The sequence below is a fragment of the Kitasatospora sp. NPDC053308 genome, assembly GCF_055585785.1.
This window is the reverse complement of sequence record NZ_JBVJJY010000033.1, coordinates 1-12,725: the sequence shown is the minus strand read 5'-3', so window position 1 is coordinate 12,725 and position 12,725 is coordinate 1. Positions and strand designations below refer to the sequence as shown.

Below are 12,725 nucleotides of genomic sequence, written 5' to 3'. Positions count from 1 at the left end.
CCGCGCGCTACCGTGGCGTCCATGGCCCGTTTCGTCCTGACCCGCCGTTCGCCGCTGCCGCCCGCCGTCTGCTGGGAGCGGCTCACCGCCTGGCCCCAGCACGGCGAGCGGGTCCCGTTCACCCGGGTCACCGTCGCCCGGGGCACCGGCGGCGCGGTGGGCGACGTCGTTCTGGCCCGTACGACGATCGGCCCGCTGCGCTTCGACGACCCGATGGAGATCGTCGAGCTGCTCGCTCCGGCTCCCGGACGCGACGGCCGCTGCCGCCTGGTCAAGCGCGGTCGCCCGGTGCGCGGCGAGGCGGTGCTGCGGGTCCGGGCGGTGGCGGGCGGCAGCGAGGCGGTCTGGGCGGAGGAGCTGCGGATCGCCGGGCTGCCCCGGTTCACCGATCCGCTGCTCGCGGCCGCCGGGCGGCTGGTCTTCGGCCGGGTGCTGGACCGACTGCTCCGGTAGCCCAGGCCCAGACCCAGACCCAGACCCAGGCCCGCGCCCAAACCCACGCCCAGGCCCAGGCCCGCGTCCAAACCCACGCCGAGGCCCACGCCCACGCGCCGACGTCCGTGACCACGCCGACGCCGAGGCTGACGCCGGATCCCCTTCGTCCGCGCCCCGACGTCCCCGGTCCCCGTCACTGCCCGGGTCGTTGCGGATGCCACTCCGCCAGCAGGATGGTCGCGTCGTCGCGCAGCTCGTGGTCCTGATGGCTGATCAGCGCGTGGATCAGGCGGCGCAGGGCCTCGGGGGCCGGGTCCCCGCCGGCCATGTGCTGGACCAGCGTGTCGGCCAGTCGGCGCTCGCCGAAGAACTCGCCGGAGGCCGACCGGGCCTCGGTGACGCCGTCGGTGTAGACCAGCAGCCGGTCGCCTGGCTGCAGCCGGGCGCGGTGGACGGGCTGCGACCCGCGCTCGTGGAAGCCGAGGCCGAGCGGCAGTTCGGCCCGCCGCTGCAGGGCGTCCGTGACGACTCGGCCGTCCCGGATCAGCAACGGTGGCGGGTGGCCGCAGTTCACCCAGGTCAGCTCGCCCGTCCCGGTGTCGAGGTCGGCGACCACGGCGGTGAGCAACCGGTCCGGGATCCATTGCACCAGGGTGCGGTCGATGGCCCGGGCGATGTCGGCCAGGCTGCCACCGGACCTCCGGGTGGATCGGCAGGCGGCCAGGGCGACGGAGCTGGCGCCGCCGGAGGCGAGGTCGTGGCCCATCGCGTCGAACATCGACACGTGCAGGCGCCCGCCGGCCACCGCATGGTCGAAGGCGTCCCCGCCGATGTCGTAGGCCGGTTCCAGGACGGCGCTGGACGTCACCTCCCGGGTGCCGATGGTGCGCGGCGGCAGGAAGGCCCACAGCAGTTCGGCCTGCAGGCTCATCGGCCGACGGCGTCCGATACCGACGATGACGTCGCTGTAGGTGCTCTTCGACACCACCATCAGGGCGACCAGCGCCGCCAGCGCCTCGTAGCGGTCCGCCGCGTCCGCGCCCGGTGCGCCGCCCTCGACCCGCAGCACACCGATCCGCTCGACCCCGTCGACCAGCGGGAACCACCCGACCACGGGCGATCCGGAGGACAGCTGGGTCTGCTGCAGCCGGTAGGCCCGGCCGCCGAGGGTCCCCTCGATGTCGACCAGGTCCGGCATCCCGTCCCCCGGCCCGTCCGGGGGCCAGTCCTCGGGCCCGGGCAGCGGGACGAGGTGCCGCTGCTGGACGTCGGCCAGGAACACCCGCGCCCCGTCCGCGCCCAGCTCGCGGGCCGCCTGCCCGATCAGGCCGGGCAGGTCCGCCGGCCCGGCGGCCCGGCCGCGGACCAGCAGCCGCGCCAGCGCTCCGCCCGGCCCCGCGTCCGCTCCGCTCACCACGTCGCACCTCCCTCGGACCGGCGCCTACCCAGTGCGGGGCCCACCGCACGGGACGGCCCGGTCGCCTTCCGGCCCGGGCGCGCAGAGCGCGGCCCGTCCCACGGGTGACCGGCCCGGGGTGCGCGTCGGCCCGGCCCGGCGCACCGTCGGAGACATGGCCTCGATCATCGTGCTGTTCGAGCTGGAGCCCGAGCAGGTCCTCGGCGCCGAGGGCGTCGGGCCGGGAGTGCTGGCCGTGCACGCGGCGGGCGGCGACCCGGACGTCCCGGAGGACCCCCAGCCGACCACGCTGTGCGGCCGCGACACCGGCTCGATGGAGCACAGCCACTACGCACCCGCCCGGCCCGGTGACCCCTGGTACCCGCCCGAGCTGGCCGACCGACGCTGCCGGGAGTGCGAACGGGCCCTCTCGGCCGCCTGACGCCTCCGGTCCCCCGACGCCTCCGGGGCGCCGGGGCGTCCGCCTCGCGCCCCCGGGCGCGTCCGCGCCGCGACCGGAGGGCCGGCCCGTCCCGGATCAGGGGGCGGGCCGCATGCGCGCCGGGCGCCGACTGCTTTCGGCTCGGCGGTCACCGCCTGTGGTCGCGGGGATCCGCCCGCCGGTCAGCCGGGGTGACACACGCGGCTCCCGCGCGTCAGGCTCAGGCCGCCCCGGCCCCGTTTCCCCGTGCGCCCACCGGGCAGGCGCGCCGTCAGGGGAGACCAGTCCGAAGCTGGTCGGCGTCGGCCCCGACCACGACGTCCGGTACGCCCTCGGGTCGCTGCGCCGCCACGCCCTGCGGCGGTCGCCTGAGCCGGACGACGTCCGGCCGGCGGCGGTGCCGCTCGGGTGGCGGCGTCGCTCGGCGCCCTCGCGGTGGACCCGGGCCCGGATTCTGCGCCGGCCGACGCCGGCAGAGCGCACCCCGACAACTGGTCCGCGCCGTACCGACCGGCCGGACCGTGGCCAGGAGGACGCCATGACCGAATCACCGCGCGAGCGGCCGCTGCACGACATGGGCGGCGCGACCGGCCCCGCCGACACCGCCGGGGCCCGGTCCGGCACCGAGGACCGCGACGGCCCCGAGCGCCGTCCCTCACCGATCGGCAAGGGCGGGACGCCGAACGTCGCCGGGAGCGGCGAACAGCAACCGGAGATCGCCGAAGGGCCGGTGCCGGGCGTCCAGCCGGGCGAGGAGTACGCGAACCCCCCGCGCCGCGAGCCGACCGCCCTCGATCCGCCGCCCCGGGGCGGTCGCGTCGCTCCCGCCGCCCCGGCGGAACCGACGGACGCCCCGCCCGAACCCGAGCGGGGACACCACGACCCGGCCGCCGATCCCGAGGACGAGGGCATCCCCGACCTCCAGGACGGCTCCCCCGCGCGGGAGTGGTCGCAGGACCCGCAGGTCCAGGCCGTTCCCGGGGACACGCCGGTCGCGGCCGAGTCCTTCGGCACCACGGGGGCCGAACAGGCCGAGGGCGAGTCGCTGGACGCCCGGCTGGCTCAGGAGGAGCCGGAGCCGGACGAGCGGACGGCGGTCGCGGAGCCGTCCGAGCCGGCCGCCGGCCGGCTCGACCCTCCGGACCCGCACAGTGACCTGCGGGCCGACGCGCCCGGCGACACCGCCGGGCTGTCGGCCGAGGAGGAGGCGGTGCGGATCCGCTCGGACGGCGGCCCGCCGGAGCCGGAGGAGCCGACCGGGGACCGGGACGGCCAGCCCGGCATCGAGACGCCGGAGGCCGCGGAGGAGCAAGCTCCGGAGGGCGACGCCGAGGGCGACCGGCCGTTCCGGCCCTGACCGTTCGCCCCTGCCCGCCGCGGCCCGTATTCACCCGGCCGCCGGGCGCGCCGGGCCTCAGGGCAAGCGGACCGCGTGCAGGCAGGGGTGCAGCGCGCCCCCGGCCGACGCGCTGAGGACGGTTGCGACGTCACCGGTGATCTCCACCCGGAGGGCGCCGTCGGCGCTCTCCCAGACCGGGCCGCCGCCCGGGCCGAGGGCCTCCGTGGCGTGTACCACGACCACGCTCGACCGGCCGTGGCCTCCGACCGGCCCGGGCATGGTCACCGCGCACCGGCGGGTGCCGCTTGCCCGGCCGGTCGGGGCCGCCCGGGCGGCCGGGCGCGTCGGGCCGTTCCCGGGTGTCGAGGCGCGCGGAACCGTCCCGTCGTCCGTGGCCGGGTTCTCCGCGGTGGGCCCCACCATGGTCATAACGGCCTCCGAGCATGTCCGGACAGTATGCGGCCGGTCACCCACGGACACCACGGCTGCACCGGTCGGCGGTCGGTCCACGGGCACCGGCACCGGACCGGCCCCGGATTGACCGCATCCGCCCGGGCCGCCGGGCTGCGCCCGCCCGCCGGCCGTCCCTCCCGGCCGCTTCGGGGCGGACGGGCCCGGAGGTTCCGCGGACCGGGGATCACGCGCGGGCACGGAACGGGCGGCGGGGCGGGGACGCCGGTCCGCGTCCCCGCCCCGCGGTCGCTCAGGGCGCCCAGGTGTCGGCCGCGGGCGGCTCGGGCTCCTCGTCGTCCTCGTCGCCCTTCGCCCGGACGTCCGGAGGCGTGGGAGCGGTGATGTTCCGCTGCTCCGAGGACTGCTCGCGGGTCTCCTCGTCGATCTCCGGAGCCTCGACCTGCGGGGTGCCGGGCTGCGGGGTCTGCGGGGTGTCGTGCCTTCCGTGGACGCTCATGGCGGTCTCCTTCCGTCGAGATGCGGGGGGGCGGGTCAGCGTCGGTCCGGCGTCAGTCCGATCCGCCGCGCCCGGTCATGAAGTCCCGCGCGCGGTCGACCAGCCCGGTGCCGGCGGCCGCCAGCTTGTTGTCGGGGGCGTTCGGGTGGGGGCGGGTGGGCGCGAGCTTCTTCGCGCGCCGGACCTGCTCCCCGAGCTCGTCGAGGCGTTCCGGCGGGCAGGCGTCGGCGAGCGCGGGGAACAGGTTCCGTTCCTCGTCCTGGATGTGCGCCGTGACCTCGGCGATCACCCGTTCGACCAGGACGCCGAACCGGGCGTCACCGCTGTCCACGCCTTCGAGGTCCTTGAGGAGCCGCTCCACCGTCGCGTGGTCGGCGATCTCCTTGTCCGCGAGGGCGTCACCGCCGGGAACGTGCTCGCGCACCGCCGGGTACAGGTGCTGCTCCTCGGCCACCGAGTGGCGGATCAGTTCGATGGTGAACTGCTCGGCCACCTCGCGCCGTCGCTCGTCGCCCGCCGGCAGCGCCTGCACGCGGGCGAACATCTCCTCCACCTCGCGGTGGTCCGTCATCAGCTCGTTGATCACATTGCCGCCGTGTCCCATGGGCTCTACTCCCGTTCTCGTCCGTTCTCGTCCGTATGCGTCGCGAAGGTCGGCCCCGCCCCGCGGCCGGGCGCCGCAGCCCTCGCGTATCCCCGGTCTCCGCGCGGGTATGCCGCGCCGGGTGCTGGATCGGCCGGGCACCCGATCAGGCGCCGCCGCCCGGCCCGGAGTCGCCGTCCCGCTCGTCCGCGCCGAGCCGACGGGCCCGGCCGGGCTCCGCGGTGGTCGCGTCCCCCTGTTCCTCTGCGGGGGTCTCGGCGGCTTCCTCCGGCCCGTCCTGCCCGTGCTCGCGGGTGGTGCCGCTCCGCCCGGCCGCTCCCGGTGCGCGCGGATCGTCGCCGTCGTCCTGCGGATCGTGGTGCAGCGGCACGCCTCCCGCGCCGCCCTGGGGGATCTCGTTCACGTCTGTCTCCTTCCGTCTCGGGGCGCGTGCGCCGCCTGCTCCGCGCGTGCCCGGCCGGTGCCGGAGCAACCCGTCGGGACGGCCCGGCATCCGGGGTACGTCGACCCGCCCGGGCCGAGCCGGGCAGGCCGCTCGTCCGAGTAGCCGGAGCGCCCGCTCTTCCGGTCGGGCGTCGGCGGACCACCGCTCGGCTGCCCGGGACCGGCGCCGGGAAACACCGCCGCAGGCCCCGGACGGCGCGGCGGCTCGCTCCGCCGCTCGTGCGGCGTAGCGGGGAGCCCCGCCTCAGACGTCCTCCGGCGGGCCTGTGACCAGGTGGAACAGGCCGCCCTCCGGGTCGTGGAGCGCGGCGATCCGGCCGTACGCCCAGTCGGTCGGGGGCGCGACGATCCGACCGCCCAGCCGGACCGCCGCAGCGGTGGACCGGTCGAGGTCCGCGGTTTCGAAGGACACCTGCCAGCGCGGTTGCGGCAACGGCTCCGGGGTGCCCTCCCGCCCGCTGCCGCGAACCGCCGCCACGGCCCGGCCATCGATCCGCAGGACCACCCGGTCGTGCTCGTAGCGCACGTCGTAGCGCCGGGGGTCCCGCCCGTCCCAGCCGAACACGCGGCCGTAGAAGAGCGCGGCGGCGAACGGGTCGGAGGTGCGCAGCTCCGTCCACACGGGGGCGCCCGCGCCGCACAGCCGCCGGGGCCGGCCGGCGGGGGCCTCCCAGATGCCGAAGGTGGCGTTCTGGGCGTCGGCGGCGATGACGATCCGGCCGCCGTCGAAGGTGAGCGGGCCGACGGCGACGGTGCCGCCGCCCGAGCGGATCCGCTCGGCGGCGTCGTCGGCGTCCTCGGTGCCGAAGTAGGTGGTCCAGGCGACGGGGAACTCCCACTGACGGGCGACCTCGGCCAGGCCGGCGACGACCGTGCCGCCGGACAGCCCGTACAGGTAGCGGCCCCACGGGCTGGGCACGGCGCGGAACGTCCAGCCCAGCAGCGGGCCGTAGAAGGCCTCGGCGGCGAGCAGGTCCCGGCTGAGCAGGCTCACCCAGCAGGGCGCGGCGGGGACGCAGCAGGGGCCGGCGGAGGGATCGCCGGCCTCCTCGACGCCGAGGGCGCCGGGGGCCGGCCGGACGGTTCGCTCTTTCATCGCGTCGTGCCCCTCTCCTCGTGCCCTTCCCCGCCGTGCCCCTTCCCGCTGTGCCCCTTCCGGCCGTGCTCCTTCCCGCTGTGCCCTTCTCGCCGTTTCGCCTTCGCCCGGCCCGTCACCCGTGCCGGCTCCTCCCGCCTTCGCCCGGCCCGGCCCTGCCGGGGCGGGCCGCCGGGGCCCTGCCGGGGCGGGCCGCCGGGGCCCTGCCGGGGCGGGCCGCCGGTCAGTGCGGGCCGCCCGGGGTCAGGAAGTCGCGCATCCGCTCGGTGAGCGAGCGTTCGGGGGGCGGCAGGTGGTCAGCGGGGCGTTCGGTGGGCGGCTGGTGGCGGGGCCGTCCGGTGGAGGACTGCTTGGTGGCGTGGGCCAGGGCCGCCAGGGTGTGCAGCTCGGCTTCCGTGGTCACGGCCCGTACGGCCGGGAAGAGCCGCGCCTCCTCGTCGCCGGCGTGCCGGGTGACCTCCTCGGTCAGCCGGGCGACCAGGCGGTCGAAGTGCGGCGAGGTGACGTGGGTCAGGCGCAGCTCCCCGAGCAGCGCCTCGACCGCGCGGTGGTCGGCGCGCTCGCGTTCGGCCACGGCCGGTCCGTCGGGCAGCCGGTCGCGGACCAGCGGGTAGAGGTGCTCCTCCTCGGCCCGGGTGTGGCGGACCAGCCGGTCGGTGACCAGGTCGGCCAGCTCCTTGCGCCGGGGGTCCCCGGTGGGCAGGCCGCTGAGTTCGCTGAAGTGGACCAGCAGCGCGTGGTGGTCGGCGGTGAGCTGGTCCAGCAGGTCTTCGTCGTGGTGCACGGGTGGTACCTCCTCCTGCGGGCGGGCCGGAACCGCGTGGGGCTTCCGCGCGGGCCGGCCCCGTCCCGGGCGGGGCCGGGGTCAGCCCTCCAGGGCGTCGGCGATGCGGTGCAGCATGCCGCCGGCGTTCGGTCGGCGCGGCGCGGTCTCGCGCACCGCCCGCATCCGTTCGCCGATCTCCTGCAGTTCCTTGCGGCCGAGGGCGGCGCGGACCTGCGGGAACCATTCGCCCTCCTCTTGTTCGATGTGCCGTTCGACGGCATCGATCAGGACGGCGGCCTTGGCGTCGTAGCCCTCGTCGTCGGGGGTCATCCGGCTCAGCTCCTCGCAGAGCAGGTCGGCGACGTGGTGCTCCTCCTTGGCGCGGTCCATGGTCTCGGCGAGTCCGGGCACCTCCCGGCGGATCCGGGGGTAGACCAGCTCGTCCTCCAGGTAGGTGTGGACGGTCAGCGCCTCGACGATCCGCTCGACCTTGTCGCGCCGCGCCTGGGCGCCGCCCTCGCCGTCGCCGTCGACGAGCCCCCGGTACTCGCGGAACAGACGGCGGACTTCCTTGTGGTCCTCCCGCAGCAGGACGATCGCATCGTTCGACATCACGCGTCTCCTTCTCGGCGGTTCGCCGACGCCCGGCGTCTCCCCGACGGCCCCCCGGCCAAACGCGCCCCGCGCCGGAGGTGTACCGGTGCGATCCCCGGGCATCCGCCCGGCACGTCCCGGTTCCGGAACGACCGCCGGGACGGCCAACGTGACCGAGGTGGGCCGGCGATGCACGACGCGACCGACGGATCCTCCAGCGAGGCCGGGATGGGCCGGATCGAGGACCTGGCCCTGCTGACCTGCCTCGCCACCGGCGACCTCGACGTCTACCTGCGGTACTCGCAGGGCCCGGACGCGGACCGGGCCGGCGGGAGCCGCGACTACGAGGCGGACGTCCCGATGCCCGGCCTGTCGGTCACTCCGCTGCGCCCGGAGCCGTGGTGGCCGCGCCCGGCCGTCGACTGGGTGGCCCGTCGGGTGGTGAAGTACGCGGACCTGAACGAGAGTTGCCCGGACCGGCAGCCGTGGGTGCTGACCGGCCGGGTGGTCGGTGCCGGCCCCGACCACGAGCCGCTCATCGCCGATCCCCTGCCGCTCGCCTGGGTGGGCCGCCGCGCCCTCGACGAGGCCGCGCGCCGCTACCACGAGCGGTTCGCCCCCGGACGCGCCTCGACCGACTGAGCCGCCCCGACGGGCTGAGCCACCTTCCGGACTGAACCACCTCCCCGACGGAGCCACCGTGTCCGGCTGAGCCGCCTCCCCGCCTGAACCGCCTGGACCGACGGAGCCACCGCGTGCGGCGCTCCGGCGGCCGTTCTGGTCGGGCCTCTCGCCGGCGCGGACGGTGCTCCGGGCGGCGACGGCCGCCGTCCGGGCTCGTCGGCTGAGCCGACGGCTGCTGGCAGCCCATCCGACGGTTGACCCGGCACGAAACGGGCAGGCGCCTGCGGCCACCCGCATCCCGGCGTCGGACGGAGACCGCCATGAACGGTGCCGAAGGCTTCCCGAGCCGGCTGTGCGCGGAGCACCGGGCCGTCGAGGCGCTGCTCCGGCAGCTGGACCGGATCACCACCCGCCGCGGCACCGACGACGAGGCACTGCGACTGCTGGACGCGCTGCGGCTGCTCCTCGACCCGCACCTCACGGTCGAGGAGGACCACCTGTACCCGCTGGCCCGCCGGGCCCTCCCCAACGGCGAAGCGCTCGCGGACGCGGCCGTCCACACCCACGCGGCGATCCGCCGGCTGCTCGACCGGGCGGACGACGGCCGCCTGACGCCGACCGAACGGCGTCACGCCGTGTCCGTGCTGGTCGTCGTGGTCCGGTCCCATCTGCGCGGCGAGGAGGAGCAGTTGTTCCCCGCCCTGCGGGCCGGCCGCTCGCCGGAGGAGCTGCGCCGGTGCGAACGCCGGATGCGCGAGTCCCGGGCCCCGCGCCCGGACGGCCCGGTCTGGGGGCTGCCTCCCGGGGCCGGGGCGATCGCCGCCCTGCGGGACGACGTCAGCGGGCACGACACCGCCCGGGACCGGCACTCGCCGTGACGGCACCCGCGTGGCCCGTCCGGTCCACCTGCCCGGCAGGCCGTTTGACCTTCCCCGGAGCGGCTACCCGCAGGAGTATGGCGTACCTAGGAGAACCCGTCCCCACCGTCCCGCAGCCCCGGCCGTCCGAGCACCGTGACCGGCCCGGCCCGTGGCTGTTCACCCACGACGGCAAGGGCACCGCCGCCACCCCGACGGGCGCGGTGCTGTTCGGCCGGGACGGGACGCTGCTCCGGGGCGTCTCCTGCAACGGCGACCCCGCCATGGTCCACCCCATGGCCGGCGTCCGGGCCGCGCTCGCGGCGCTGCGCGCGGCCGGCTTCGCGGTCGGCGTGGTAAGCAACCAGCCGGGCGTGGCCCGCGGCCTGATCGGGCCGGGCCAGGTCGAGGCCGTCCAGGCACGCGCCGAGGCGCTGCTGGGCCCGCTCGACGTCTGGGCGGTCTGCCCGCACGGTCCGCACGACGGCTGCGGCTGCCGGATGCCGGCGCCGACGCTGGTGACGGCGGCCTGCCGGGCGCTCGGTCTGCCCGCCTCGCGGGTCACCGTGATCGGGTGCAGCGACGAGGTGGTGTCCGCCGCGATGGCGGCCGGCGCCCACGTGATCCGGGTGCCCGAGCCCGTGCCGTCGACGAACACCGGCTGTCCGCCCTGCACCCTGACGACCTGTCGGACCGCGGACGGCGCCGAGCAGGCCGCCGATCTGCTGCTCCACCGCTGAACTCTTCCGTGACATCCCGCCCCCGCCCCGACTCCAGGACGGAGAACGCACGATGACCGTGAACCCCGGACCCCCCGAGTACCGTCCCCACACTCCCCCCACCGCCGAGCCCCACGGGCTCGGCCCCGCGTCGGGATCCGGCGCCCCGCACGCCGAGGCCGATGCGGCGGGCCGACCGGACGCCGACCCCGAGGACCGGACCATCGAGGCCGCCGGCGAGCCCGGCGAGCCCGGCGACCGTGACGCCAAGGACCGCGCGCTGGACGCCTTCCGCGCCCCCGACCCGGCCGGGGCGCTCACCACCGACCAGGGAGTGCGGATCGACGACACCGACAACTCCCTGACCGTCGGCGACCGCGGCCCCACCCTGCTGGAGGACTTCCAGCTGCGCGAGAAGCTCACCCGCTTCGACCACGAGCGCATCCCGGAGCGGGTGGTGCACGCGCGCGGCGCCGGCGCGTACGGCTTCTTCGAACCGTACGCCTCGCTGGCCGAGTTCACCTGCGCCGACTTCCTCCAGGAGCCCGGCCGCCGCACGCCCGTGTTCGTACGCTTCTCGACGGTGCAGGGCCCGCGCGGCTCCGCCGACACCGTGCGCGACGTCCGCGGCTTCGCCACCAAGTTCTACACCCGGCACGGGAACTACGACCTGGTCGGCAACAACATCCCGGTGTTCTTCATCCAGGACGCCGTGAAGTTCCCGGACTTCGTCCACGCGGTCAAGCCCGAGCCGCCGAACGAGATCCCGACCGGCGCCTCCGCCCACGACACCTTCTGGGACTTCTGCTCGCTGCAGCCCGAGTCCACCCACATGCTGATGTGGGTGATGTCCGACCGGGCCATCCCGCGCAGCTACCGGATGATGCAGGGCTTCGGCGTGCACACCTTCCGCCTGGTCACCGCGGACGGGCGCGGCACCTTCGTGAAGTTCCACTGGCGGCCGCTGCTCGGGGTCTGCTCGCAGGTCTGGGACGAGGCGCAGATCACGGCGGGCCGGGACCCGGACTTCCACCGCCGGGACCTGTGGGAGGCGATCGAGGCGGGCGACTTCCCCGAGTACGAGCTCGGCGTCCAACTGATCCCGGAGCAGGACGAGTTCGCCTACCCCTTCGACCTGCTGGACCCGACCAAGCTCGTCCCGGAGGAGCTGGTGCCGGTCCGTCCGGTCGGCCGGATGGTCCTGGACCGCAACCCGCAGAACTTCTTCGCCGAGACCGAGCAGGTGGCCTTCCACACCGCCAACATCGTCCCCGGCATCGACTTCACCAACGACCCGCTGCTGCAGGGCCGCAACTTCTCCTACCTGGACACCCAGCTGATCCGCCTCGGCGGCCCCAACTTCTCGCAGCTGCCCGTCAACCGGCCGCTGGTCGACGTGCGGAACAACCACCGCGACGGCTACGGCCAGCAGGTCGTCCACCCCGGTACCAGCTACGCGCCGAACTCCGTCGGCGGCGGCTGCCCGGCGGCCCTCGGCGGGGGCCGGTTGCCCGAAGGGGTCTTCGAGCACTACCAGGAGCGGATCGACGGCGCCGCGATCCGCCGCCGCAGCCCCAGCTTCGCCGACCACTACAGCCAGGCCGCGCTGTTCTGGCGCAGCATGGCCGACTGGGAGCAGCAGCACATCGTCGAGGCCTTCTCGTTCGAACTGGGGAAGGTGGCGGAGCCCGAGGTGCGTCGTCGGATGGTCGGCAACCTGCGGCACGTGGATCCCGGGCTGGCGGCGGAGGTCGCCCGACGCATCGGCGTCCCGGAGCCCGAGACCGAGCCCGAAGCCGTGCCTGGGCCTGGGACCGAGTCCGACGCCGGTGCCGATGCGGGTGCCGGTGCCGACGCGGGGGTCGGTGCCGACGCGGGTGCCGGGAGCCGGCCCGGGGCCGGGTTGCAGGTCTCCCCCGCGCTCAGCCTGGACAACCTGCGGGCCTCCGGGATCCGCACCCGCAAGGTCGCCGTCCTGACCGCTCCGGGAGTGGACGGCGACCAGGTGCGGGCCGCACGCGAGCGGCTCGGCGCGCAGGGCGCCACGGTGGAGGTGCTGGCGGCGCAGGACGGCCATGTGCTGGCCGCCGACGGCGCGCATGTCCCGGTGGACCGCGCGCTGCCGACCACGGCGTCGGTGCTGTACGACGCGCTGGTGGTCCCGGACGGCTGCGAGCCGACGCTGCCGGCCGATCCGGACGCCGTCCGCTTCCTCACCGAGTCGCTGCGGCACGGGAAGCCGGTCGCCCTGCTCGGCTCGGGCGTCGCGCTCTCCCGGGCGGCCGGCTTCGGCGATCCGGGCGGGCTGGCCGGAGTGGCCGTCCACGCGGGCGACGAGCCGCCCGGCCCGGCCCTGTGGGAGGAGTTCGCCGACCTGATCGAGCACCACCGCTTCCCGTCCCGTTAGGCCGTGTCTCATAATTGATCTTGTGGTGGGGCGAGGAGAGATAACGGACGCTGCGTGGTCGCGGGTTGAGCCGCTGCTTCCGCAGAGCGACG

Annotated in this window: 15 protein-coding genes; 7 read left to right on the top strand and 8 right to left on the bottom strand. The window is 76.1% G+C overall.

Going from position 1 to position 12,725, the window contains the following annotated elements; translation table 11 throughout:
• The first annotated feature begins 21 nt into the window (after positions 1 to 21).
• The gene (locus ACZ6Y7_RS36250; RefSeq protein WP_465762224.1) at positions 22 to 453 is read left to right on the top strand and encodes an SRPBCC family protein; all 432 of its coding nucleotides are present in this window, start codon (positions 22 to 24) and stop codon (positions 451 to 453) included.
• Positions 454 to 628: 175 nt separating this feature from the next.
• Here the strand turns inward: ACZ6Y7_RS36250 and ACZ6Y7_RS36245 are convergent, their stop codons facing one another.
• Entirely contained in the window at positions 629 to 1,849 is a 1,221-nt protein-coding gene (locus ACZ6Y7_RS36245; RefSeq protein ID WP_465762223.1) for a PP2C family protein-serine/threonine phosphatase, read from the bottom strand.
• Between the two features lie 157 nt (positions 1,850 to 2,006).
• Here ACZ6Y7_RS36245 and ACZ6Y7_RS36240 point away from each other — a divergent pair, with 157 nt between their 5' ends.
• Positions 2,007 to 2,273 carry a hypothetical protein gene (locus ACZ6Y7_RS36240; RefSeq protein WP_465762222.1) on the top strand — a complete coding sequence of 89 codons (267 nt, stop codon included), beginning with the start codon at positions 2,007 to 2,009 and terminating at the stop codon, positions 2,271 to 2,273.
• A 538-nt stretch (positions 2,274 to 2,811) separates the two neighbouring features.
• Entirely contained in the window at positions 2,812 to 3,630 is an 819-nt protein-coding gene (locus ACZ6Y7_RS36235; RefSeq protein ID WP_465762221.1) for a hypothetical protein, read from the top strand.
• A 57-nt stretch (positions 3,631 to 3,687) separates the two neighbouring features.
• On the opposite strand, the gene ACZ6Y7_RS36230 is transcribed toward ACZ6Y7_RS36235, so the two are convergent.
• From ACZ6Y7_RS36230 to ACZ6Y7_RS36200, 7 genes are all read right to left on the bottom strand, one after another.
• Positions 3,688 to 4,035, bottom strand: a complete 348-nt coding sequence (locus tag ACZ6Y7_RS36230; RefSeq protein ID WP_465762262.1) for a DUF6296 family protein — start codon at positions 4,033 to 4,035, stop codon at positions 3,688 to 3,690.
• Positions 4,036 to 4,315: 280 nt separating this feature from the next.
• On the bottom strand, positions 4,316 to 4,522 hold the full coding sequence (locus tag ACZ6Y7_RS36225; protein ID WP_465762220.1) for a hypothetical protein: 207 nt from the start codon (positions 4,520 to 4,522) through the stop codon (positions 4,316 to 4,318).
• Positions 4,523 to 4,574: 52 nt separating this feature from the next.
• Positions 4,575 to 5,126 (bottom strand): hemerythrin domain-containing protein, encoded by a 552-nt coding sequence (locus ACZ6Y7_RS36220; RefSeq protein ID WP_465762219.1) that lies wholly within the window; start codon positions 5,124 to 5,126, stop codon positions 4,575 to 4,577.
• Between the two features lie 145 nt (positions 5,127 to 5,271).
• Entirely contained in the window at positions 5,272 to 5,529 is a 258-nt protein-coding gene (locus tag ACZ6Y7_RS36215; protein WP_465762218.1) for a hypothetical protein, read from the bottom strand.
• 285 nt (positions 5,530 to 5,814) lie between these two features.
• A complete protein-coding gene (locus ACZ6Y7_RS36210) occupies positions 5,815 to 6,666 on the bottom strand; it encodes a VOC family protein (RefSeq protein ID WP_465762217.1) in 852 nt (283 codons plus the stop codon).
• 223 nt (positions 6,667 to 6,889) lie between these two features.
• Positions 6,890 to 7,450, bottom strand: a complete 561-nt coding sequence (locus ACZ6Y7_RS36205) for a hemerythrin domain-containing protein (protein ID WP_465762216.1) — start codon at positions 7,448 to 7,450, stop codon at positions 6,890 to 6,892.
• 81 nt (positions 7,451 to 7,531) lie between these two features.
• Positions 7,532 to 8,044 (bottom strand): hemerythrin domain-containing protein, encoded by a 513-nt coding sequence (locus tag ACZ6Y7_RS36200; RefSeq protein ID WP_465762215.1) that lies wholly within the window; start codon positions 8,042 to 8,044, stop codon positions 7,532 to 7,534.
• A gap of 171 nt (positions 8,045 to 8,215) precedes the next feature.
• Between ACZ6Y7_RS36200 and ACZ6Y7_RS36195 the strand changes: the two genes are divergently transcribed.
• From ACZ6Y7_RS36195 to ACZ6Y7_RS36180, 4 genes are all read left to right on the top strand, one after another.
• Positions 8,216 to 8,668, top strand: coding sequence for a DUF6098 family protein (locus tag ACZ6Y7_RS36195; RefSeq protein ID WP_465762214.1), 453 nt, complete (start codon positions 8,216 to 8,218; stop codon positions 8,666 to 8,668).
• Positions 8,669 to 8,970: 302 nt separating this feature from the next.
• Positions 8,971 to 9,528: a hemerythrin domain-containing protein gene (locus ACZ6Y7_RS36190; RefSeq protein WP_465762213.1), complete on the top strand. Its 558-nt coding sequence runs from the start codon at positions 8,971 to 8,973 to the stop codon at positions 9,526 to 9,528.
• A gap of 77 nt (positions 9,529 to 9,605) precedes the next feature.
• Positions 9,606 to 10,247, top strand: coding sequence for an HAD-IIIA family hydrolase (locus tag ACZ6Y7_RS36185; protein ID WP_465762212.1), 642 nt, complete (start codon positions 9,606 to 9,608; stop codon positions 10,245 to 10,247).
• Between the two features lie 52 nt (positions 10,248 to 10,299).
• Positions 10,300 to 12,633, top strand: coding sequence for a catalase (locus ACZ6Y7_RS36180; protein WP_465762211.1), 2,334 nt, complete (start codon positions 10,300 to 10,302; stop codon positions 12,631 to 12,633).
• Positions 12,634 to 12,725: the final 92 nt, after the last annotated feature.